The 24,651-nt window shown below is 37.9% G+C and carries 16 protein-coding genes and 1 pseudogene; 7 read left to right on the top strand and 10 right to left on the bottom strand.

What is annotated here, in order from left to right:
• Window positions 1-70: 70 nt before the first annotated feature.
• The 3 genes from I583_RS15415 to I583_RS15425 form a co-directional block, all read right to left on the bottom strand.
• Window positions 71-1,744 carry a glycoside hydrolase family 13 protein gene (locus I583_RS15415; RefSeq protein WP_010762343.1) on the bottom strand — a complete coding sequence of 558 codons (1,674 nt, stop codon included), beginning with the start codon at window positions 1,742-1,744 and terminating at the stop codon, window positions 71-73.
• 234 nt (window positions 1,745-1,978) lie between these two features.
• The gene (locus tag I583_RS15420; RefSeq protein WP_034683649.1) at window positions 1,979-3,631 is read right to left on the bottom strand and encodes a glycoside hydrolase family 13 protein; all 1,653 of its coding nucleotides are present in this window, start codon (window positions 3,629-3,631) and stop codon (window positions 1,979-1,981) included.
• Window positions 3,552-5,417, bottom strand: a complete 1,866-nt coding sequence (locus I583_RS15425) for a glycoside hydrolase family 13 protein (protein ID WP_010762345.1) — start codon at window positions 5,415-5,417, stop codon at window positions 3,552-3,554. The genes I583_RS15420 and I583_RS15425 overlap by 80 nt, the downstream gene beginning before the upstream one ends.
• 373 nt (window positions 5,418-5,790) lie before the next feature.
• On the opposite strand from I583_RS15425, the gene I583_RS15430 reads away from it, so the two are divergent.
• From I583_RS15430 to I583_RS15440, 3 genes are all read left to right on the top strand, one after another.
• Window positions 5,791-7,026, top strand: a complete 1,236-nt coding sequence (locus tag I583_RS15430) for an extracellular solute-binding protein (protein WP_010762346.1) — start codon at window positions 5,791-5,793, stop codon at window positions 7,024-7,026.
• A 98-nt stretch (window positions 7,027-7,124) separates the two neighbouring features.
• On the top strand, window positions 7,125-8,480 hold the full coding sequence (locus I583_RS15435; RefSeq protein WP_010762347.1) for a carbohydrate ABC transporter permease: 1,356 nt from the start codon (window positions 7,125-7,127) through the stop codon (window positions 8,478-8,480).
• Window positions 8,481-8,488: 8 nt separating this feature from the next.
• Window positions 8,489-9,328 (top strand): sugar ABC transporter permease, encoded by an 840-nt coding sequence (locus I583_RS15440; protein ID WP_010762348.1) that lies wholly within the window; start codon window positions 8,489-8,491, stop codon window positions 9,326-9,328.
• Window positions 9,329-9,365: 37 nt separating this feature from the next.
• On the opposite strand, the gene I583_RS15445 is transcribed toward I583_RS15440, so the two are convergent.
• The 3 genes and pseudogenes from I583_RS15445 to I583_RS15460 form a co-directional block, all read right to left on the bottom strand.
• Entirely contained in the window at window positions 9,366-10,001 is a 636-nt protein-coding gene (locus tag I583_RS15445) for an NAD(P)-dependent oxidoreductase (protein WP_010762349.1), read from the bottom strand.
• Window positions 10,002-10,253: 252 nt separating this feature from the next.
• The gene (locus I583_RS15455; protein WP_010762350.1) at window positions 10,254-11,075 is read right to left on the bottom strand and encodes an endonuclease/exonuclease/phosphatase family protein; all 822 of its coding nucleotides are present in this window, start codon (window positions 11,073-11,075) and stop codon (window positions 10,254-10,256) included.
• 202 nt (window positions 11,076-11,277) lie between these two features.
• A pseudogene (locus tag I583_RS15460) lies at window positions 11,278-13,381 on the bottom strand (PTS transporter subunit IIBC); the annotation flags it as partial.
• Between the two features lie 183 nt (window positions 13,382-13,564).
• Between I583_RS15460 and I583_RS15465 the strand changes: the two are divergent.
• The 3 genes from I583_RS15465 (at window position 13,565) to I583_RS15475 (ending at window position 17,709) form a co-directional block, all read left to right on the top strand.
• A complete protein-coding gene (locus tag I583_RS15465; protein ID WP_279625135.1) occupies window positions 13,565-15,904 on the top strand; it encodes a glycoside hydrolase family 65 protein in 2,340 nt (779 codons plus the stop codon).
• Window positions 15,897-16,571 (top strand): beta-phosphoglucomutase, encoded by a 675-nt coding sequence (gene pgmB / locus I583_RS15470; RefSeq protein WP_010762353.1) that lies wholly within the window; start codon window positions 15,897-15,899, stop codon window positions 16,569-16,571. The genes I583_RS15465 and pgmB overlap by 8 nt, the downstream gene beginning before the upstream one ends.
• A 124-nt stretch (window positions 16,572-16,695) precedes the next feature.
• Window positions 16,696-17,709, top strand: a complete 1,014-nt coding sequence (locus I583_RS15475) for a LacI family DNA-binding transcriptional regulator (protein ID WP_010762354.1) — start codon at window positions 16,696-16,698, stop codon at window positions 17,707-17,709.
• 308 nt (window positions 17,710-18,017) lie between these two features.
• On the opposite strand, the gene I583_RS15480 is transcribed toward I583_RS15475, so the two are convergent.
• On the bottom strand, window positions 18,018-18,599 hold the full coding sequence (locus I583_RS15480) for a lytic polysaccharide monooxygenase (RefSeq protein WP_081631831.1): 582 nt from the start codon (window positions 18,597-18,599) through the stop codon (window positions 18,018-18,020).
• 768 nt (window positions 18,600-19,367) lie between these two features.
• Here I583_RS15480 and I583_RS15485 point away from each other — a divergent pair.
• Window positions 19,368-21,833, top strand: coding sequence for a heavy metal translocating P-type ATPase (locus I583_RS15485; protein WP_010762356.1), 2,466 nt, complete (start codon window positions 19,368-19,370; stop codon window positions 21,831-21,833).
• Window positions 21,834-21,952: 119 nt separating this feature from the next.
• On the opposite strand, the gene I583_RS15490 is transcribed toward I583_RS15485, so the two are convergent.
• The 3 genes from I583_RS15490 to I583_RS15500 all read right to left on the bottom strand — a co-directional run bounded on the left by I583_RS15490 (window position 21,953) and on the right by I583_RS15500 (window position 24,142).
• Window positions 21,953-22,618 (bottom strand): NAD(P)H-dependent oxidoreductase, encoded by a 666-nt coding sequence (locus tag I583_RS15490; RefSeq protein ID WP_034683798.1) that lies wholly within the window; start codon window positions 22,616-22,618, stop codon window positions 21,953-21,955.
• Between the two features lie 122 nt (window positions 22,619-22,740).
• Window positions 22,741-23,088 carry a winged helix-turn-helix transcriptional regulator gene (locus I583_RS15495; RefSeq protein ID WP_010762358.1) on the bottom strand — a complete coding sequence of 116 codons (348 nt, stop codon included), beginning with the start codon at window positions 23,086-23,088 and terminating at the stop codon, window positions 22,741-22,743.
• Window positions 23,089-23,134: 46 nt separating this feature from the next.
• Window positions 23,135-24,142 (bottom strand): serine hydrolase domain-containing protein, encoded by a 1,008-nt coding sequence (locus I583_RS15500; protein ID WP_010762359.1) that lies wholly within the window; start codon window positions 24,140-24,142, stop codon window positions 23,135-23,137.
• Window positions 24,143-24,651 lie beyond the last annotated feature (509 nt).

Here is a 24,651-nt window from a genome sequence, read left to right on the forward strand (position 1 = left end):
AAACGTCTGTCTGAGTAAAAAACCCAAAATAAAATGAATCTTTCATTTTATTTTGGGTTTTTATATGGAATTAAATGGTCGTTTTTCGATAAATATGAGCTTCGTAATCTGAAAGGCACATAAGCTGTTCTAGCGGTTTAGCATCTACTGTGGTTACTATTTCTTCCCATTTAGAATAATCCCAAGAATCCGGAAATGAGACAGTTGTTTGTTTCCTGCCTAACTGTACTAAAATTAGCCAAGACTCTGTTTGGGTCGTGCGTGTATAACAAAAAACAGTTGGATGTTCAGGTAAAAGTAATTGGAATTTTCCGTAAATAAGTGCATCTGTCTGTTTTCTTAGTCGAATCAAAGCTTGGTAATGATGGAAAATGCTACTGGTTTTAAGATCTTTCTGTGCGGCATTGATCATTCGGTAATTTTCGTTGACTTTCAGCCAAGGTTCAGTTGTTGAAAATCCTCCGTGCAAAGCATCCTCCCATTGAAAGGGTGTACGGCTATGGTCTCTGGACCAATTCACTGCAATTGCTAAAGCATCTGTACTGATTGTTCCTTGTGCTAATAACGTTTGATAAAAATGAATTGTATCTGCTGCATTCAGTTCTTCAATCGAGCTAAATGGATAATTAGTCATCCCGACCTCTTGGCCTTGATAGATAAAAGGAGTTCCTTTCAATAACAAAAGAACTGTTGCTAAAGCTTTTGCTGCTTCGGGGGAATCATCGCCGTAAACAGACACGCTGCGAGGTGTATCGTGATTCTCTAAATACAGAGCATTCCAACCATCCTCTTCTAGGCTGGTTTGCCATTGGTTCAAGGAATGTTTTAAATGTGGAATAGAACCTTTTTGACGGCCTATTTCGCCAATACGTTCACAATGTTCCAATTCAAAAATCATATTAAAATACCCATGATCACCCGTCCAAGCACCAGCTTCATGATGTGGGACACCGCTGGCTTCGCCGACTGTCATAACCGTGTATTCATTAAAAATAGCCTTTAATTCTTTTAAATACATTTCGATACCAGAGACATTCATAAAGGGGGCCCATTGATTATCAGTAATCTTGAAATCCCAAGGTTCTTTTTGGATATGACTGATTGCGTCAATCCGGAAACCATCAATACCAAGATCAAGCCACCAGCGAATCATTTGGTAAATTTCATGGCGAACACGCGGATTTTTCCAGTTAAGATCGGGTTGCTCTTTAGCAAAAACGTGAAAGTAAGCTTGTTGGGTCGTTTCGTCATAAGTCCAGGTTGAGCCACCGAAAAAGGATTGCCAGTCATTAGGCATCTGGTCTTTTGTTGCATCGGCCCAATGATAATAATCACGATAAGGATTATCAAGCGATTTCTTAGACTCGATAAACCAAGGATGTTGGTCGCTAGTGTGATTGACGACTAAATCCATAATAATCTTTAAATCTAGAGCATGTGCTTCTTTAAGCAACGCTTGAAAATCATCCATCGTACCAAAATCTTCATGAATCGCTTGGTAATCAGAAATATCATAACCGTTATCAACATTTGGTGAAGCATAGATTGGGTTGATCCAAATAAAATCAACGCCAAGTTCTTTTAAGTAAGGTAGTTTTTGACGGATACCATTCAAATCACCAATGCCGTCATGGTTACTGTCTTTAAAGCTGCGAGGATAGATTTGATACCCCACCGCATTCTTCCACCAACTATTTTTCTCCAAACTGCTATTTTTTTTAACTTCGATTGCTGTATTAGACATGGACTCCCTCCAAATAAAAGTGTAAAAGGCTCGTTCAGCACCGACAGAAAAATAGGGAGATAGGAGAGTGGCGTAATTTGCCACAACCCTATTTCATCTTTTTTCCGAGGAGCTAGCCTTTGAAACTAGATAAGAATAAAAGTGTAAAAGGCTCGTTCAGCACCGACAGAAAAATAGGGAGATAGGAGAGTGGCGTAATTTGCCACAATCCTATTTCATCTTTTTTCCGAGGAGCTAGCCTTTGAAACTAGATAAATGAACCACGAATGCTTCGTAGGGTTCTAATGTTCTGTCAGAAAGTTTGCTATAGTCTTTCTCAGTATTTGCGATAATCGTTTCAGTGCTTGTTTGATCTAATGAAAATGCTTGTTTTTGGTCTGAAAAGTTGCAAACAATTAACCAACTTGTTCCTTGATAATGACGATAATAAGCAAATACTTCATCGGCTGTATTTGTTAGCAATTCGAAACTACCCCAAACGATCAAAGGAGATGTTTTGCGCAGTTCGATTAGTTTTTGGTAGGTATAAAAAATCGAATTTTTATCAGCTAAAGCATTGGCAACGTTGATTTCGGGATAGTTATCGTTGACGGCGAGCCAAGGAGTACCTGTTGTAAAACCAGCGTTTTCGATATCAGCCCATTGCATGGGTGTGCGGGCATTATCGCGACCTTTAGTGTTTATAGAAGTCAAAATTTCAACTTTTGTGTAGCCTTTTTCGATGCGATCAGCATACATATTCTTACTTTCGATATCTTCAACTTCTTTAATATCTTGAATCACACGATTCGTCATTCCGATTTCTTCACCTTGGTAAATATAAGGAGTTCCTTTTAACATGTGCAGTAAAATAGCCAGCATTTTAGCGCTTTGTACACGGTAATTACGATCATTTCCCCACCTTGAAACGATTCGAGGGAGGTCGTGATTGTTCCAAAATAGGGAATTCCAACCTTGGTCGCCAAGTTCGGTTTGCCATTTTGAAAAGACTTGTTTTAATTCTGCTATCTGTAAAGGACGCAGATCCCATTTGCTTTTTCCGGGTTCTTCATCTAATGCAACGTGCTCAAATTGAAAGACCATAGAAAGTTCGTTTCTTTTTGGATCAGAATAAAGTTTTGCGATTTCTGGTGTAGCGCCCCATGTTTCGCCAACTGTCAGCAAATCTTTTCCGCCAAAAGTCTGAGCATTCATTTCTTGTAAATAGTCGTGAAGTTTTGGGCCGTTTCCAGTGATTTTTTTGTCTGGGATTTTTCCAACTAGATCAATAACATCCATTCTAAAGCCGCCGATCCCTTTATTGATCCAAAAGTTCATCATATCGTAAATAGCATTTCGGACAGCAGGGTTTTCCCAGTTTAAGTCAGGTTGTTTTTGACTGAATAAGTGTAGATAATAGTCATCGGTCGTCTCGTCTAATTGCCACGCTGAACCTAGAAAAGTTGATTCTAAGTCATTTGGAGGTGTGTCTTTATCAATTCCTTTGCGCCAGACGTAAAAATCACGATAAGGGTTGTCTTTAGATGAACGAGATTCGACGAACCAAGGGTGTTCATCGCTGGTATGGTTAACGACCAGATCCATAATGATTTTAATCTCTCTTTTTTCAGCTTCCTGAATCAGCTGTTCCATGTCCTCCATCGTTCCAAATTCTGCCATAATTTGTTCGTAATCGCTGATATCATATCCATTGTCATCGTTTGGCGAACGGTAGACAGGACTTAGCCAAATCGCGCTGATTCCTAATTGTTTCAAATAATCTAATCTTTGGATGATTCCGTTCAAATCACCGATACCATCACCGTTACTATCTTGAAAACTCCGTGGATAAACTTGATAAACGACGGCTTCTTGCCACCAATGAGTGCTTGCTTCCTGATTTGTCATTTTGTTCAATCCCTTCTGTTGTGTCTACTGATGTGATAAACCCATAAGGCGCAATTTCGATGGCCTTTTCGTCCAGTGATTGTGCTCGAGCGGAGAATAGAATTTCTTCTTTTTCAATGTAAATAGGCTGTTTCCCAGTATTAAAAATGCTGCGGAGCATCTTTCCTTCATGTTCATAGGCGAAATCGATAATACCTGATTGCTCATCTGCTTCATACCAACGTAATTTTCCTTCCGATAAAAGTGGTTGGTGTTTTTTTCTAAAGGCAATTAAGTTTTTGACGAATTGGTACATCTCCAGATCTTGTTTTTCTGATTCCCAAACCATACATTTACGACAATCTGGGTCTCCGTCGCCGTCCATTGCATATTCATCTCCGTAATAAAGACAAGGCACGCCTTTTTGTAAATAGGTAAACGCCAAGACTTGTTTCATTAGTTCTTTGTTGTTTTTGGCGATTGTTAATAAACGTGGCGTATCGTGAGAATCTAGCACATTGAACATGATTTGGTTGGTTTGTTCACGATAAAGCATCAATTGATGATTTAATTCAGATACGAGCTTATTCAAAGGAATCGTCTGGTGTACAAAATAAGAAAGAATTGCATCTGTAAAGGCATAATTCATGACCCCGTGAAATTCATCGCCTTGTAACCAACGTTGGGATGAGTGCCAGATTTCGCCTAAAATATAAATATCTGGTTTTGCTTCAGTGCAGACATCGTGGAATTTACGCCAAAAACGATGATCTACTTCATTTGCTACGTCTAAACGCCAAGCATCAATGTTAAATTCATCTATCCAATAACGGGCAATTTCTAGTAGATAATCTTGTACCTCTTTATTGGCCGTGTTTAATTTAGGCATATGAGGTGTGAAGGCAAATGTATCATAAGTAATGTCATTAGAAAATTCAAAATCGGCAGTCGCTGTATAAGTGACTGGAAAGTTATGGATATGGAACCATGATGCGTACGGAGAAGCTTTGCCATTTTTAACCACATCTTGCCACTGTGGCGAAAAGTCTCCCATATGGTTGAAAACAGCATCCAACATAACGCGAATTCCACGTCTATGACATTCCTCCACTAGTTTTTTAAAGAGTTTCTTATCACCAAAAGCTGAATCGATTTCGAAATAATCGATTGTGTCATATTTATGATTACTAGCAGCTTGGAAAATCGGACAAAAATATAAGCCGTTGATTCCAAGATCCACAAGGTGATCTAAATGATCTAAAACACCTTGTAAATCTCCGCCGTAAAAGTCGTCTCGTCCAGGATGTTCTTGGCTGCCCCAAGGTAAAGTACCTTTAGGATCATTGGTTGGATCGCCATTTGCAAAACGATCCGGAAAAATTTGATACCAGACTGTTTCTTTCACCCATTGAGGTGCTTTGAAACGATCTGCTTCATGAAAATAAGGAAGTTTAAAATAATTGCCTGCTGTTTTTAAAGTAGATTCTTGATAAGGAAAGAATCCGTGATCGCCGTAAAAAAGCACTGTACCATCCATTCCTTCTATCTGAAATGCATAGCTTAAGCGTCTGTGCGGTGCGGATGTTTCTACTATCCAGTAATCATGTGTCATTGTGGATAAATACTTTTCCATCGGTATCGTTGATTTAAACCATTCGCTGTGTTCAAGTTGATAAGGATCACCATTGATCAGTGAAACGTTTTTTATGTCGCTTCTACCGGTGCGTAGTCGAACGTGCATTTTGTTAGCTGTGTATAAATAAGCGAATTCGCTTTCGGGTTGGTGGTGGATTGCTGCAGTGTTCATCTAATTTTTTCCTCCTGATATCGATTCATTTTCTGTTCCTGCCATGTTTTCTAAAAACCACCCATATTATGACACATAAGAAAACCGTTTTCAACGTATTTTTCGCAAACGATTGCATTTTGTTTTAACAAATAGATTATTTGCCCTAGAAATAAAGGTAATCCTTCTGGAAAACCCTATATTTAGCTATATTTAAATTTATAGTGTTGTTTATCAACGTTTTTTTGTTTGTTAGATAAGTCATTTTTAATACGTTGTGTAAATTTAATGAAAGTATTTTTATAAATTCTTTATATTTCACTTGACATTTTACGCAAACGATTGCACAATGTAAGAGAATAGAACAGTAAAAAATTCCTAGGAGGAACAAAAGATGAAAAGAAATATGAAAAAGCTTTTGACATTAGGGGTAACAATGACAGCGGCGGCGTTTACACTAGCGGCTTGTGGCGGCGGATCATCAGATGAAAAAACGACTGCCAAAAATGAAAACGCTTCTATAAAATTATGGGTAGATGTAGCTTTCGTTGATACGTACAAACCATTAGTAGAACAGTTCGAAAAAGAACATAAAGATTGGAAAGTTACGATCAAGCCAAGTGAATCCGCAACAGCACAAGAAAATCTAAAAAAAGATCCTAGTGCTGCAGCAGACGTATTCATGATGCCGCATGACCAACTAGGGCAAATGGTAGATGCAGGGATTATCTATGCCAATACAAAATATGAAGATAGCATCAAAGAAAATAGTACAGAAAGTGCAGTGGAAGCTGCGACTTATGATGGGAAATTATATGGGTACCCATATGGCGTTGAATCACAAATCTTGTATTATAACAAAGAGAAATTAGCAGAAGCCGATGTTAAAAGCTGGGAAACGCTAACGTCAAAAGGAAAATTAGGAGCAAACTTTGGCGAAGCTGGAGCAAACTATATCTTCACACCGTTGTTCATGTCAAATGGGGATGAATTATACGGGAAAAACGGGGAAGATATCGAAGGAACGAATTTCAACAACGATAAAGGGGTCCAAGTTTTGAAATGGGTTCGTGAGCAAAAAGACAATCCTGGTGTTATTCAATCGAATGCAGATGCACTTTCTAATTTAGGAAATGGCAAAATTGATGCCTTCTTATCTGGTCCATGGTCTAAATTAGATGTGGAAAAAGCTTTAGGCGATAACTTTGCGGTTGCACCATATCCAACAGTTGATTTGGGCAATGGTCCTGTTCAACAAAAAGCATTCCTAGGGGTGAAATTATTCGGAGTTAATGCATCAACTAAAAGTCCTGTTGCGGCAATGGCTCTAGCAGACTTCTTAACAAATAAAGAAAATCAATTAACCGTTTTTGAAAAAAATGGTACAGTGCCAGCAAATAAAGAAGCTCAAACAGATGGAAAAGTGACATCTGACAAGGTGGCAGAAGCTGTGATGACGATGAGTGATGCGGATCATTCTGTTGTAATGCCGAAACTTCCAGCGATGGTTTCTTTCTGGGGCCCAGCTGATGCAGTATTAAATGATACGTATAATGGCAAGATTGCTGAAGACCAATACTTACCAAAATTAGATAAATTAGTTAAAGATACCAGTAAATCAGACAAATAATTCTTCACCATTTTCAAGGTGATCTTGAGGCTGGAACGAAACTCTATGAGCTTTGTCTCAGCCTCATTTCTTATTTTAAGAACAGGATGTGAAACGCGATGAAGCGAAAGGCAAAAGCCGATGGACCGATTTCTTTTAGAGAGCTATTCAAAAAAGGGGATAAATCAATCAAGCTTTCTTATGTATTTATGGGAACAGCGAATATCATGAATGGACAAATCGTCAAAGGGTTGGCATTTTTAGCACTACAAATTGGATTTGTAGCATGGTTGGTCATTAATGGATTTCATGCACTGTCGATGCTACAAACATTGGGAACAAAATCGCAAGGTTGGATCATGGATGAGTCGCTAGGTATCGAAGTGCAGCAGCCTGGTGACAATTCGATGTTGCTTTTATTATTTGGGATCGCTGCAATTATTCTTATTTTGCTCTTTATTTTTCTATACATCGTAAACCTAAGAAGTGCGCGCAACATTTTTACATTAAAACAAGCAGGGCAACCGTTGCCAACGTTAAAAGAAGATTTGAATAGTTTGTTGAATGAAAAATTTTATATTACGTTGATGAGTATTCCATTATTGGGTGTGCTGGCATTTACTATTTTGCCGCTACTTTATATGATTTCCATTGCGTTTACAAGTTATGATCATAATCATTTGCCGCCTAAAAACTTATTCCATTGGGTTGGTTTTTCAAATTTTGGAAATGTACTGACGGGAGATATTGCTGGAACTTTTTTTCCTGTGCTTACTTGGACCTTGATTTGGGCTGTTTTAGCGACAGCCACAACGTTTTTCTTTGGGATTTTGTTAGCGCTGTTGATCAATGCTAAGGGAGTGAAAGGGAAAAAAGTTTGGCGGACGATTTTTGTGATCACGATGGCGGTACCGCAGTTTGTCAGCTTGTTATTGATGGCAAATTTGTTTAACGGCTCAGGACCGGTCAATGCGATGTTGCAAAATTGGGGCTTGATCGATCAGCCAATTCCTTTTTTAACAGATGCACTACTCGCAAAGGTCACCGTGATTTTCGTGAATATGTGGGTAGGGATTCCGGTAACGATGTTAGTTGCGACGGGGATTATTACAAATTTACCGACCGATCAAATAGAGGCGGCCGAAATCGATGGTGCAAATAAGTTTCAAATTTTTAGAAATATTACGTTTCCTCAGATTTTGTTTGTGATGGCGCCTAGTTTGATTCAACAGTTTATTGGAAATATCAATAACTTCAATGTGATTTTCTTGTTGACGGGTGGGCAACCGGCGAATAGTAATTTTCACTCTGCTGGTGAGACGGACTTACTTGTTACGTGGCTGTATAAACTAACAGTGACAGCTGCTGATTATAATCTCGCATCTGTAATCGGCATCATTATCTTTGTTCTTTCGGCGGTCTTCTCATTATTTGCCTACACAAGAAGTAGTTCATTCAAAACGGAAGGGGCGTAAACAGACTTATGAAATCGAAAAAAAGAAAAAATCTATTCTTGCATTATACATTATTGACGATTTTATCGATCGTCTGGATCTTTCCAATTGTTTGGATTGTGTTGACTAGTTTTAGAAGTGAAGGCGGAGCCTTCGTGACGTACTTTATCCCTAAACAATTTACTTTTGAAAATTATAAAATGTTGCTGACAAGTTCAACGTATCCTTTTGTGCAATGGTTTTTAAATACATTGTTTGTAGCAGTTTGTAGTTGTATTTTATCGACATTGATCACAATTGCGATGGCGTATTCTTTAAGTCGTCTGCGTTTTAGAGCACGTAAACCATTCTTGAAATTAGCATTGGTGTTGAACATGTTTCCTGGTTTTATGAGCATGATTGCTGTTTATTATATTTTAAAAGCGATGAACTTGACGGGGAGTTTATTAGCGTTGATTTTAGTTTATTCATCAGGTGCTGCCTTAGGTTTTTATATAGCAAAAGGATTTTTCGATACTATTCCGATGGCGTTGGATGAATCTGCGATGATCGATGGGGCGAGCAAGTTTGAGATTTTCACGAAAATCACGTTGCCGCTGAGTAAGCCGATCATTGTTTATACGGCGCTTATGGCGTTTATGGCACCGTGGATGGATTTCATTTTTGCAAAAATCATTTTAGGTGATAATGTGAACAAATATACGGTTGCGATTGGGTTGTTTACAATGCAAACGAAGGATAAAATCGATCAGTATTTCATGGCGTTTACCGCAGGCTGTGTGTTGATAGCCGTTCCTATTACATTACTGTTTATCTTTATGCAAAAATATTATGTAGAAGGAATTACGAGTGGTTCTGTGAAAGGATAAGACAGGAAAAAGCATTTCCGTATTGGAGATGCTTTTTTTACGTTCGTCTTTGGGTGTAAGGAGAAATATTTCCTTCGATCACGTTCGCGATTTCTGCTGCAAGCTTCTCTCTTGAAATAGGATCATAAGCTTTAACAAGCTTATTTACTCCGGGTATTTTTTTAGTCAAGTTGATAGCAGCTGCGCCGATAACAGAAGAAAAGCGTTGTTTATCCACAACTAAACTAGGGTAAATAATTGCACTTTTAGTCGTTTGTTCTTTGATCAATTGTTCAGCTTGAAGCTTAGCGTCCATGTACTTCCTTAAAGGGAAAGGTGCGCTGTTTGCGGATATGAACAGAAAGCTGGCGGGCATTGCTTGTGTCTTTAAATACGTCAAAATGATTCGAACAGGTTCTAGAATAAATCGATCGTAGGTAATATTTTTAGAAGGATTCTCTCTAAGAATACCGATCGCATCAATGACCCAATCGGCATTTTTTACAGCTGGATGCCAATGATCATCTGTTAAAACATCAGAACGAAGCCAGTGGACTTTTTTTGACCAAGAAGTTGTTAAGTCATGCGGTTTTCCGCTACGGGAAATAGCTGTTACGTGATGACCTCGGTTGATGAGTTCTTTTGAAAGTTTTTGTCCGATAAAACCGCTACCACCGAAAATAGTTATTTGCATCTTCTCTTCCTACTTTCTTGAAAGTTTCGTGATATATCTATCTTATAGCTAGTTTAGCATTATCCAACGGAAAAAAGGGTAAGGAATGCTTGAGGGAAAGAATAAAGAATTAATATTCATTGTAGTTAGTGTTTCTATTTTCTTGATGATTATTTTAGTAGCAGGCTATTTTTGGAAGTGGTTAAATGCTTTATACTATTTAAATGACAAGAAAAGGGATATAGGAAGTTCCTGTGCTAATGATGGAAGGTATTATTGGATAATAGCCGACACGCCGAAATGATCACTAATTACAGGCGTAGTTTTTCCATCGAAAACGATTTGATAGCTAGAAACGGATAATGTTTTTGAAGTGAAAATATAGTCGATTCTCAATTTCTCTTGATTTTCTCCCCAACCATCAATTGCTTTTTCAACGGTGTGTTCCCCAGTTGTTTCATCCGCTAACAAAAAACTATCTTGCAAGTGTAACGAGCTATTAAGAACAAGAGCGTGCCCCGTTTGTTTAGCTGAAGCTGGGTTATTGAAGTCGCCCATAATCAGTAATGGGGAAATGTGATCTTGTAAGGCTGTCTCGGTTTGCTTCCATTCGTATGCAAATCCGCCAGTTTCGGACCACCAAGAATAGTGGCAGCTTAAAGCGGTGATGTTTTTGTCTCCGAGTTTTGTCTGACCTATCAATAAAACTCTTCTGCGATAGTCACTGGGATCTTTTTCTTCGGAAATGACAAAGGCTTGTGGCTGGATCGGTTGTTTTGAAAGTAGGGCAACGCCTTCGTGATAGGTCGAGTAGCCAATGTGATTATACGTCCAACTCCAATGATAGTGACAGTCTTGTTCTTTTAATAGCAGAACTAAAAGGTGTGCGAAATTGTCTTCGTGGATGGTTAGCTGATCTTCTGTGGGATGAAAGTTATGAGTAGAAATAGTTGGTAAGCTATCAATCCGTTGATTGACTTCTTGTAAGGCAATCAATGCGTAATCTTCCTTCATGATGTGATCTGCAAGGTGCTGTAATTTTTCTAGTGGCTGACTTTCTAACCAGCTGTGGGTATTCAATGTTAAAACCTTCATGTTGTTCCTCCTCGTTTAAAAGCGTAGCGTAGTGGCTAGCTCGCAAAGCTATATAGATAGAAAACAGGGCAAGGATAAAACTCTGTGAGCTTTAAGCCAACCCTGTTTAAACGTGTTTTAAATTATGATTAGATCTCTAAACGTCCAATAATAGTTCCAGGATCTTGTTTGCCAATTTTATCTAAGTGGAAAGTGTTGATTCTATCGCCGTTTGTAAAGACAACTATCATAGTTGTTTGTTTCCCGGCGGCTTTGATTTTATCTAAATCGGCTGTGGCAATCGTTTCGCCTGCAGTAATCTTTTGTCCTTCGATTACATGGATTGTAAAAGCAGATTCTTTCATCTCGACCGTATCAAGTCCCATGTGAATCAAAACGTCGATTCCTTCTGAGGTTGTAATACCTAAGGCATGTTTAGATGGGAAAATACTGCTGATTACACCGTCGATAGGTGCATAAATCGCTGAATCAATAGGGAGGACTGCGAAACCATCGCCCATCATTTTTTGTGAAAAGACAGGATCGTCAACTTGATCAATAGCAATTACTTCGCCATTTGCGACAGGTACAATCGTTTTTGTTACGCCTAGATAATCTGTTTTATCGATTGTCGTGTCAGTCATAGTTGTTTGAGATGAGGGTGGAATAGTAACGCCAGAATCCAATAAATCTTGAATGTCTGATTTTAACACATCTGCTTTTGGTCCGTAAACAGCCTGAACCCCGTTATCTTTTACGATCAATCCCATAGCACCTGCTTTTTTCCAAGCATCTTCTGCTCCGACTTTACTCTTATCAGTAACACTCACTCGTAAACGGGTCATACAAGCATCGACATCTGTAATATTTTCCTTGCCACCTAATAAATGAATGATTTCGATGATTTGAGGATCGACACCATCTGCATTTTGAGTGCTTACTTGCGTTGCATCTGTTTGAGTATCATTATTATCGTAATTTCCATTTCTGCCAGGTGTGGCAAAATTGAATTTCTTGATCATAAAGTTAGCGATAAAGTAAGTGATGACACCGAATACGAGCACAAATAAAACGAAATTCAGTAAATCCATGCCAAGACCGGCCTTTAAGGCTAGTGGCGTGCGCGTCAAAAGTTCGATGTTTCCGAAAGAATGAACACGTAAATTAACGATGTCTGCCATAGCGAAGGCAGCACCTTGGATTATGGCGTAAACAATATATAGTGGGACAGCTGCAAACATAAACATAAACTCTAGTGGTTCGGTAACGCCGGTCAGAAATACCGCTAATGCGGCTGAGAGATACATTGATTTGTAACTAGCGCGTTTATCAGCATCGACATTGCGGTACATTGCGAGTGTCATGCCCATCAAAATACCAGAAGCGCCGATCATTTGCCCTACTTTGAATCGTGCAGGAGTCCAATTGCTTAAAACATAATTGTACTGAGAAGTATCACCTGAACCTTTTAGATTCACCAAATCAGTTGCCCAAGCTAACCACAATGGATCTTGACCGAAAACTTGCGTTCCTGCTTGCGCACCGGATAAAATTTCATAAGTTCCGCCTAATTGCGTATAGTTGATCGGAATCGTCAGCATATGATGTAAACCGAATGGTAGTAGTAAACGTTCTAAAGTTCCATATAAAAAAGGGGCCAAAATTGGCGCAGTATCTTGAGATTGCGCGATCCAAAGACCAAAATTATTGATACCGGCTTGGATATACGGCCAAATAAGAGCTAAAAGAATCGAAACGATCGTTGACCAAAGGATCACAACGAATGGCACAAAGCGCTTACCGTTGAAAAATGAAAGAGCATCGGGGAGTTTGCGGTAATTATAATATTTATTGAAGGCCATTGCCCCAACAAAACCAGCGATGATCCCAACGAAAACCCCCATATTTAAAGCTGGTGCTTCTAAGACGCTAGTAAAAAAACCTTTAACCATAATTTTAGTGCCAAACAAAGTGTGCGTAAATGCTTTGTCATCAGCTAACATGTCACTGGTTACGCCAAAAATCGAGCCGGTGATTCGATTGATCAAAATAAAAGAAAGTCCAGCAGCAAATGCGCCGCCAGCGCGTTCTTTTGCCCAGCTACCGCCAATCGCAAGTGCGAATAAAATATGCAAGTTGCTGATGACGCCCCAACCAATATTTTCAATAACACCGCCTGTTGTCGCTAGTGCTGTCCAGTCTGGATTGATCAAAGGAATCGTTTTTCCAATACTGATCATCAACCCTGCGGCTGGCATAACAGCAATTACAACCATCAATGCTTTACCAAACTTTTGCCAAAACTCGAAACTTAATAACTTTTTCATCTTTTTTCTCTCCTTTGCAATAATAGCGCAATCGATTTCGTTGACTGTAGTATAAAGCAGATTTTTATTTTTGTAAACCCTTAAATAGTGACCATTCTTTTTCACTCTCTATAAAACGATAATATCATTATAGATAAAGAATTTTCAACTAATAAGTAGTGAAAGGTAAAGAAATGTTTGACAATGCAATCGGTTGCGTTTATTATGATGTTAATAAGCAAACTATTTATAGGAGGAGAGAAAATGAATCATTTATTTGAAATAGACCCGTGGAAAATTGCCACACATCAATTAGAACGTAATGAACGTCGTCTTCAAGAGTCGCTAACATCAATGGGGAATGGTTATATGGGGATGAGAGGGAATTTTGAAGAACAATATACAGGAGATCACCATCAGGGTACTTATTTAGCAGGTGTTTGGTATCCAGATAAGACCAGAGTCGGTTGGTGGAAAAATGGTTATCCTGATTACTTTGGGAAAGTCATTAATGCCGTCAATTTCATCGCAATGGATATTTTTGTGAATGGGGAAGTAGTTGATTTAGGCATTCAAGAACCAAAAGATTTTTATTTAGAATTAGATATGCATAACGGGTTATTGACACGTACATTTATTCTTGAAAACCAGGATACAAAAGTCAAATTCCAATTTGAACGTTTTTTGAGTATTGTGCAACAAGAACTGGCTGTGATTCGAGTAACGGCAGAGGTTATTGAAGGAATTGCGGATATTCAAATCATCTCAAAAATTGATGGAGATGTCCGCAATGAAGACAGCAATTATGATGAAATGTTTTGGGAAGCTCAACAATCTGGTTTTGAAGAATCAATTGGTTTTTTAACAACTAAGACGATCCCAAATCTGTTTGGCATTGAACAGTTTAGTGTAACCGCAGCAATGAAACATATAACAGAGGCCAAAGAAGGCGTTGTCGAAACAGAACCTTTAAACGTACAACAATCATTCCAAGCGACTCTACAAACAAACGAATCAATCGTCCTAGAAAAGCAAGTAATCGTTTTGACTAGCCGTGATATTCCAGAAGCTGAGCAACGGGAAAAAGCAGTGCAACTATTGAAGCAAACGTCTAAAACGTTTGATGAATTATTGAGTGAACAAACTGATGCATGGAAAAAACGTTGGGATCTTGCAGATGTTGTGATTGAAGGGGACAATGCGGCGCAACAAGGGATTCGCTTTAATTTATTCCAATTATTTACGACTTATTATGGTGAAGATGAACGCTTGAATATCGGACCTAAAGGCTTTACGGGTGAAAAGTATGGCGGTGCTACTTATTGGGATACAGAAGCGTATGCGGTTCCTTTATATTTAGCTTTGGCAAAACCAGAAGTGACAAAAAATCTATTGAAATATCGCTATAATCAATTAGAACAAGCGAAACACAATGCGCGCCAACAAGGATTAGCAGGGGCTTTGTATCCAATGGTGACATTTACCGGAATTGAGTGTCATAATGAGTGGGAAATTACGTTTGAAGAAATCCATCGAAATGGTGCGATTGCCTATGCTATCTATAATTATGTGAATTACACAGGTGACAACGAGTATTTAAAAAATGAAGGGTTACAGGTTTTAACTGAAATCGCACGTTTTTGGGCAGATCGAGTTCATTTTTCTAAACGAGCAGGAAAATACATGATCCATGGTGTGACTGGACCAAATGAATATGAAAATAATATCAATAATAATTGGTACACAAATACGATTGCAACTTGGGTATTGCAATATACCTTAGATAATTATGACAAGTACAAGGCTGAAACGCCTGTTGAAATTACTGAAGAAGAACAAACGCATTGGCAAGAAATCGTTGAAAATATGTATTATCCATTTGATGAAGAACTAGGTGTTTTTGTTCAGCATGATACCTTTTTAGATAAAGATTTGATGCCAAGAACAGCTTTAACGCCAGCTGATTTACCTTTAAATCAGCATTGGTCTTGGGATCGTATTTTACGCTCTTGCTTCATTAAACAAGCAGATGTGTTACAAGGGATTTATTTCTTTGGCGAACGTTTTTCAAGAGCAGAGAAAGAGCGGAATTTCTTGTTCTATGAACCTATGACTGTTCATGAATCCTCTTTATCACCAAGTGTTCACGCGATTTTAGCGGCTGAACTCGGGATGGAAGAAAAAGCGGTAGAAATGTATCAACGGACAGCACGTTTAGATTTAGATAACTACAATAACGATACAGAAGATGGTCTGCATATCACGTCTATGACTGGTAGCTGGCTTGCGATTGTTCAAGGGTTTGCTCAAATGAAGACGGCTGATGAAAAATTAAGCTTTGCACCGTTTTTACCAAGTACATGGACAAGCTATGCCTTCCACGTGAATTATCGTGACCGTTTGTTATATGTAACAGTGGATAAAGATAATGTTCGCTTACAGCTTGTATCAGGAGATGAGCTACCTCTTACCTTATATGGAAATAAAATGGTTTTAGTGGATGAATTAATAAGTACGATGGAAAAGGTGAATGAACATGTTTAAAGGCGTTTTATTTGATTTAGACGGTGTGTTGACGGATACAGCGGAGTATCATTATCAAGCGTGGCAACGGTTAGGAAAAGAAATCGGGATCACGATCGATCGTGCATTTAATGAAGAACTAAAAGGTGTGAGCCGCGAAGATTCTTTGAAATTATTGTTGGCTCATGGAGGTCGCGCACAAGATTTTGACTCAGAGCAGTTTGCTGAACTGGCAAAACGGAAAAATGAGTATTATGTAGAGATGATTCAAGAAGTTAGTCCGGCTGATGTTTATCCAGGGATTCTGAACTTGTTAAAGGATTTAAAAAAACAAGGAATCAAAATTTCTTTAGCTTCTGCTAGTAAAAATGGACCGTTTTTACTTGAAAGGATGTCTTTGCTGCCCTATTTTGATGGTATTGCTGATCCAGCGGACGTGGCGAAGGGGAAACCAGATCCAGAAATTTTCCAATTAGCAGCTGAAAAAGTTGGTTTGACTGTGAGAGATTGTATTGGGATCGAAGATGCTAAGGCTGGTATTCAAGCAATTTTAGCAAGTGGTGCACTACCAATCGGTGTGGGACGTCCAGAAGATCTTGGGACAGATATCGTTTTAGTTTCTTCTACGAAAGAATTAACGGTCGATTTACTAGTTTCTGTATGGCAAACTGCAAGAAATAATGCTTGATTCAACAGTTATTTACCTCGAATCAAAATGACGATAGCAACAAGACATCAATCTGTGGTATTATTTTCTACGATAGAATGATTTATTGACAGATTTATAATGAACCGTGAAAGGAGTGGGAAAGATGACGATTACAGTGAAAGATGTTGCTAAAAAGGCTGGAGTTGCGACTTCTACTGTTTCCAGAGTAATCAATGATCATTCCAGTATTTCGGATGCTACGAAGAAAAAAGTCTATAAAGTAATGGAAGAAATGGGGTATGTCCCGAACATTGCTGCTCGAAATCTTGGGAAACGATCTTCAGGAGCCGTGGGTGTGATCTTGCCGCCATTAGATTCTCGCGAGCGGATGGGAAACCCATTTTATTTAGAGATTATTGAGTCGATCAATGACGAGGCACGCCAACACAGCATGACAACAGCGATCGCAACGGCACAGACTTTTGAGACTTTACTGGAAAACGTACAGCTAATGCATCGGCAAAAACAAGTTGACGGTTTTATTTTGCTCTATTCTGATAAGGACGATCCCGTCATCGATTACTTATTCGAAAATCAGGTTCCCTTCTCCTTGATCGGTCAACCTTATACAAATGAAGATAAAGTGATTTATGTAGATAACGATAATCAGCTGCTAGGAAAACATGCAACTGATTATTTGATTGAAAATGGCCACAAAACTATTTTATTTATTACGAATACGACACACGAAAATGTTTATTATGAGCGCTATTTTGGGTATCAAAAAGCGATGATGTTAGCGGATTTAACGGTGCTTCCTTCTGTTGATATGGAGAAGCCAGAAGATTATGTAGCATTTGAGGAGCTTTTAAAAGACACACAAGCAACCGCGGCTGTCGTGATTGACGATATCTTTGCAATGCGGATGATCCAGTTAGCGCAAATGTATGGCTATCGTGTACCAGATGATTTTTCGGTGATCAGTTTTAACAATTCGATTTATGCGACGTTAGTCCATCCTTATTTGACAAGTATTGATATCGATATTGCAGAACTTGGGAGAATGGGGATGCAAAAACTGATTGAGTCATTGCAGGAAAAAGAAGCGACAGGCGTTCGGATGGTGATTCCGCATAAATTGATTAAGCGAGAGACGGTACTTTCTTTGAAAGAATAGAGTGTTTTCGGAGGGGCTACTAGAGCTTTCACCGGTGGTACGGATTTTATGTGATTGGGATAAGACTTGTAGAGTTATTTCGCAATCATTTTTTATTGTAAACTCAAAAGGGTGTGGGACAAAAGTAAACAGCACTTTTGTTTCACACCCTAAATACGAATAAACGGTGGGAGCAGAAGCAACCCCTTCGGAAATAAGCTGGAATTCACAAAAATTTGAAGAGCAATTTTCGTGAATTCCTTCTTATTTCTCGGGGTTAAACACTCCTGTCCCAACCTCTTTTTTGTTTACATGGAATGTTAAAAATATTATTTTACGTTCACATCAATAGCTTGGAAGAATGAGTTAATTGTATCGTTAATGTCCCAAACGGCATAAACGACATGATATCCACTTCTGTCAGTTGGAATATTTACTTGTTGCATTTCATCTACAGCTGGCGTAAAGCCTTCTCCTTTAGGGAAGTCTTCACCGATAGGTTGACCGATTACTTTAATAAGATCCATATTTTTTAAAGTCAAAGGTTCATTTTGGTTCCAACCTTGTTTTGTCATATAGTATCTGTATCTGTTTGTTTTGTGAACAGCGGTATGGTGCCAATTGAAATTATTTTCTCCAGTGCTGATTGTATTTTTAACCCATCTACTTGAAGTTTGCTCGTTCAATGGTGAGTATACATCTAAACCGGCAGAAGCTAATTTACCATTCAATTTTCCAGAATCCAAATCAGCAGTCGGAGCTTCAACTCCTTGTGGTGTCGAGATGATTTCAGGATGTGATGAAATTTCGCCAGGTCCCCAACCAAACCCGTTTGCTTTAGCATTGACCACTCGGCTTGCAGGTTGATTTACGTAACCGTGAGCTGATGCTTCGTTTCCTCCACTAAACATTGTTAATCCTGTAACACCTAAAGCTAATAAACATAACGTTAAAGATTTCTTTTTCAAAATGTTCTCTCCTCTACAAATTGGTTAAATAATTATTTACAAACTGATAATAACACTGTTTGACAAGTTTACGAATCATTATGTATGTTATTTAATGTGAGGAAGGTATTTAAAATAAAATAACATAGTTGGAAATTAAAAAATAGTATCAGAAAAGTTGTTTTATTTGTTTTTACACTTTATGTTAATTAAATGTATAATAAAGTGATGTGCTGTTGCTGTTAAGTTTGGTTAAAAATTCTTAGTAATAATTTTGATTAACAAAAAGAAAATATAAAAGGTTAATTAGTGAGTAATTATCTATATTTTTATGATATAATAAACAGAAAATGATGAGTATGATTAGTTTTTGAGTATGTAAATTGAAAAAATAACGAAAAAATCGAAAAATATTTTATTTAAAGGTTTAAAAGAAGGAAAAATATATCTATCTTTAAATAGCTATTCACTTGATTAAGTTAATGAGTTGAAGTGTATTTGAAATCAAAAAATAAAAGCTATATGAACTCACTTTTGAACTAGTTTCGAGTATTCTACTTAAAGAATGCTCGAAACTATTTTTTTATACTTTTTAAATAAAACTGTCAGATCTTTAGGTTGACAAATAGAATATTCTACCTTAATATAAAGAAGAAATGAGTAGACTACAAATATAGTCGATGCGTGTATAAGCATAAAATAGAAAGCAAAAAATAAAGGAGATGGAGAAAAATGGAAGCAAAAACATTTGATATAGAAGGAATGACCTGTGCCTCTTGTGCGCAAACAGTAGAAAAAGCCACCGCAAAGCTAACGGGCGTATCAAAAGCCACTGTCAATCTAGCGACAGAAAAGCTAAATGTTGAATACGATGAAAGTAAATTGTCAGAAAGGGACATTCAAAAAGCCGTATCAGATGCAGGGTACGAGGCATTAAGTAATGTCCAGCAAAGAACATTTGATATAGAAGGAATGACCTGTGCCTCTTGTGCCCAAACAATCGAAAAAGCCACAAGTAAATTAACAGGTGTCACAAAAGCCTCTGTCAATTTAGCCACTGAAAAAATGGTTGTTGATTTTGATCCGTCAATAATAAACGTTTCGGATATTACCAAAGCCGTATCAGATGCAGGGTATGAGGCAATTGAGCAAGTAGATTCTGCAGATACTGTAGACAAAGACCGCGAGAAAAAACAAAAACATATCAAAGAAATGTGGCAACGTTTTTGGCTATCAGCTGTGTTTACAGTTCCACTATTATATGTTGCGATGGGACATATGGTTGGCTTACCATTACCGACATTTCTAGATCCAATGATGCATGCTGAAACTTTTGCAATGGTTCAATTGGTTTTAACGATTCCTGTATTATATTTAGGTAGAAGTTTCTTTACAGTGGGGTTTAAAGCTTTATTTAAAGGACATCCTAATATGGATTCGTTAGTTGCTTTAGGAACTAGTGCAGCAGTAGCGTATAGTTTATATGGAACAGCGATGATTTTTGCTGGTGATCCACAATTTACGATGGCGCTTTACTATGAATCAGCGGGTGTGATTTTAACCTTGATCACATTAGGTAAATACTTTGAAGCAGTTTCAAAAGGAAAAACGTCAGAAGCTATCAAGAAATTAATGGGTCTCGCACCAAAAAATGCCCGTGTTTTCCGTAATGGGCAAGAAATGGAAATCCCAGTAGATAGTGTTCAATTAGACGATACGATCATTGTTCGCCCAGGTGAAAAAATTCCTGTAGATGGTGTTGTGATCGAAGGTTCATCAGCAATCGATGAGTCGATGCTGACAGGTGAAAGTATGCCTGTTGAGAAAAAAATCGGTGATAATGTTATCGGTGCAAGTATTAACAAGAATGGTAGCTTCCGTTTTAAAGCAACTAAAGTCGGCAAAGATACAGCATTGTCTCAAATCATCAAATTAGTAGAAGATGCGCAAGGCTCAAAAGCACCGATTGCCAAAATGGCGGATAAAATTTCTGGTGTTTTTGTACCAATTGTAATGGTTTTATCTGTCTTGGCTGGTTTAGCTTGGTATTTCTTAGGACAAGAATCATGGGTCTTTGCATTGACGATCACGATTTCCGTTTTAGTTATCGCTTGTCCATGTGCGTTAGGACTAGCAACACCGACTGCAATTATGGTTGGAACAGGAAAAGGCGCTGAAAATGGCGTATTGATCAAAAGTGGGGATGCACTTGAAACGACACACAAAATTGAAACAATCGTTTTCGATAAGACAGGAACAATTACAGAAGGCAAACCAAAAGTGACAGATATCGTGACAATAAATGATATCAGCCGTGATGAACTCTTAAGACTAGCTGCTTCAGCCGAAAAAGGGTCAGAACATCCTTTAGGTGAAGCAATCGTAAATGGTGCAGAAGAAAAAAATCTAGCTTTTGCCAAAACAGAAGATTTTGCAGCAATTCCAGGTCATGGGATCGAAGTGACGATCGAAGGTAGCCGCTTATTGTTAGGAAACAAAAAACTGATGGATGACCGCGGTATTTCTCTAGGGAATTTAGGCGTTACCTCCGATCAATTAGCAGAGCAAGGAAAAACACCAATGTATATTGCCAAAGACGGTAAGATTGCTGGAATTATCGCAGTAGCAGATACAATCAAACCAAACAGTATTCCAGCAATCAAAAAACTGCATCAAATGGGTATTGAAGTGGCGATGATTACAGGAGACAACAAACGAACAGCTCAAGCGATTGCTAAGCAAGTTGGCATCGACCGTGTGCTAAGTGAAGTTTTACCAGAAGATAAAGCCAACAAAGTGATGAAACTTCAAAAAGAAGGCAAAAAAGTTGCCATGGTTGGAGATGGAATCAACGATGCTCCAGCTTTAGCGCAAGCGGATATCGGGATCGCAATTGGTTCTGGTACAGATGTTGCAATGGAATCAGCGGATATCGTCTTGATGCGCAGTGATTTGATGGATGTACCGACAGCGGTAGAATTGAGTAAAGCCACAATCAAAAACATCAAAGAAAACCTATTCTGGGCTTTTGCCTATAATACATTAGGTATTCCGGTAGCGATGGGTGTACTGTATCTATTTGGTGGACCATTGTTGAATCCGATGATCGCAGGGGCTGCAATGAGTTTTAGCTCAGTATCTGTATTGTTGAATGCGTTAAGATTGAAAGGGTTTAAGCCTTCAGTGTTGAAGAAATAAATAGATAAACTTAAGATGAAAAAATCGACTAATTTCTTAGTGAGCAGTAAAGAATACTGCTTCTAAGGTGATTAGTCGATTTTTTCGCTGTTCAAGTGAAGAGATAGAAAGGATTTATTTTATTCGACAACAGTCAGAATTTCATCAGTCGTTTGGCGTTTTTTCAATGGTATTTCTTTTGTACGATAACCTAATCCAAGCATATAAGAAACACCGAATTCAGTTGTATCTAACAGTCCTTTTTTACTCAAATAAGTTTCTAATTCAGATCGATTAAAGCCTTCAATGGGACAACTATCAATTTTCAATAAAGCTGCAGTAGTCATCATGTTAGCCAAAGGAATATACGTTTGTTTTGATGCCCAATCGAATAGAGCGCGTTCACTGTTTAAATCAAAATCTTTTACTTGAAACTGTTTGAACATTTGAGTTTGTGGTGCATCAGCTGAAAACGGTAGGCCAAATACATCTTCGACCATATGTTTGACATGAGAGCTATCAGCCGTAACATTTTTACGTGCTAGTGCTATGATAAAATGGCTGGCTCCGTTTAAACTGTTGATTGCGCCCCAAGCAAATTCTTTCAATTCTTCTTTTACTTGAGGGCTTTCGATTAGTAAAAAAGACCATGGCTCATATCCAAATGAGCTTGGAGACAACCGTGCTGCTTCTAAAATTGTTTCCCAATCTTCTGCTGAGATTTTCTTGGATGGGTCAAACGCTTTTGTGGCATGACGATGTTCAAAAGCTGATAAAATCTCTTGGCGTTTTTCTGGTGTGTTCATAGTCAATTTGTTTTCCTCCATTTACTTGAAAGTTTATCGCGCTAAGCAATAAGTGATTTTAGTGTAAAGGAAGTAAGTAGTGATGTAAATCGGGGAATTTTTTTATACCATCATTTGAACGGCTAGTGTATTTCTGAATGTTGTTTATTAAAAGAATTGCCCCAATGATACATTGATTCAATAACAGGAGCTAATGTTCGGCCATATTCGGTTACGGAATAACTCACAGCTATGGGTTTTTCCTGTATTACTGTCCGTTGAATGAGTTTATCGGCTTCTAGGTCTTTTAATTGTAAACTTAACATTCGTTTAGTGATACCAGGGACAAAACGTTGTAATTCGCTGTAACGATAAGACCCTTCAAAAATCAAATGGTACAGCAGCACACATTTCCATTTACCTGAAATTAGTTGTAAGGTTGATTCTACAGAACAACCGTCTAAACAATTATGAATTTTCCGATTTTTCATTGTATCACGCCCTTTTACTTATTTATGAGTATAACAAACAAGTTTCTTATGACTGTATCTTATCATCTTTTTCAAGTAAAACCGTAGAAAGTTCTTTATGCAATGCCCAAACGTTTTGCCCTAAATTGCTCATGATCGTAATATTCTGGTTTAATGAGCTATCATAAGAAGAAATAAATGAAACACCTGGATCTTGCCCTTGCATATAAGGAAAAGCCTGTTCGTTATTTTTAGCAATCCAAAAGCCATAGCCATAATAATCAGAAGCTTGGATGGTTTGCATCAAACTCACCGCATGTGTAGAAATAATTTTTCCGCTAAGCAAGGTTTGCCAAAAACATTCAAGGTCTTTTAAGGTAGTAAAACAACCGCCAGCCCCAGTTCCTTTGACGTCTATACTATAAATATTGCTGTAATATGCTTTGGCTTCTTCATCGTAGATGTAAGCATTAGCGACGTTAGCAGGCAGTCGATCCAAAGCGAAATAACCTGTTGAAGTCATACCAGCTGGTTCAAAAATGACTTGTTTCAAATAACAATCAAAATCTTGGCGAGTGAGCTCTTCGATGATCGTAGCTAAAAGAACATATCCGGTATTATTGTATTGGAATTTTTTCCCAGGTGTATCCACCATTTTTTTATCAATAAAAAGTGGCAATAGATCGCTGTTTTTGCGTATTTTATAATTAGGAAAATCTTTCCATAATTCAGCATAATCAGTAATTTCTTCTTCATCATAATAATCCCCGATTCCAGAGGTATGATTCAGTAGTTGGTGTACTGTAACTTTAGGGTCGATGTTAGGCATATTTTTTGAGAGAATTTGATTGATTGGCTGATCGATCCCCAGTTTCTTTTCTTCAATCAGTTTCATGATTGCAACAGCAATGAAGGTTTTACTACCGGACGCTGTTCCAAAAATCGTGTTTACATTATTTTTTATTTGATTAGGAAGATCTCGATAGCCATATGCTTCCATTAATATAGGTTCATTATTGGATGTGATGCTGATAAGGCCGCTGAAGTCTTTTGGAATAGCTTGTTTTAAGTTCATGAGGGAAACTCCTTTATTTAGAATATGTATATAGTAAGTTTACCATTGAATGGCTACTATCATTATTTTATTTTCTGATAAAAGTTTGAACGGTCAATACTCAAAACCAGAAAAGTGATGATAGTTAAAGTATTGTTGGAATTGAAATCGTAACTGGATATATGCTACCATAAAGAAGATGTTAAATAAACGTATAGTAAAAGAAAAGGAAGTGATTCGCTGGTGAATACATATAAATTAATATTGATCATGCTCCCGCCGCTTCCCGGAGATAGATGTTTTTTTTCAACTCTGTAAGGTAATGAAATTGCTAAGTGGGCTAGCTCTTCGTAAAAAAGATAAAATATGTCAGTGGCAAAGAACGCACAACCATATTTTCCTATTTTTCAGTCAAAGCTGAATGAGCCCACCTCGCTTTTAATTTTATCTAGCTAAGTGGGCTAGCTCTTCGTAAAAAAGATAAAATATGTCAGTGGCAAAGAATGCCACAACCATATTTTCCTATTTTT

The sequence above is a fragment of the Enterococcus haemoperoxidus ATCC BAA-382 genome (assembly GCF_000407165.1).
GTDB classification, from domain to species: domain Bacteria; phylum Bacillota; class Bacilli; order Lactobacillales; family Enterococcaceae; genus Enterococcus_L; species Enterococcus_L haemoperoxidus.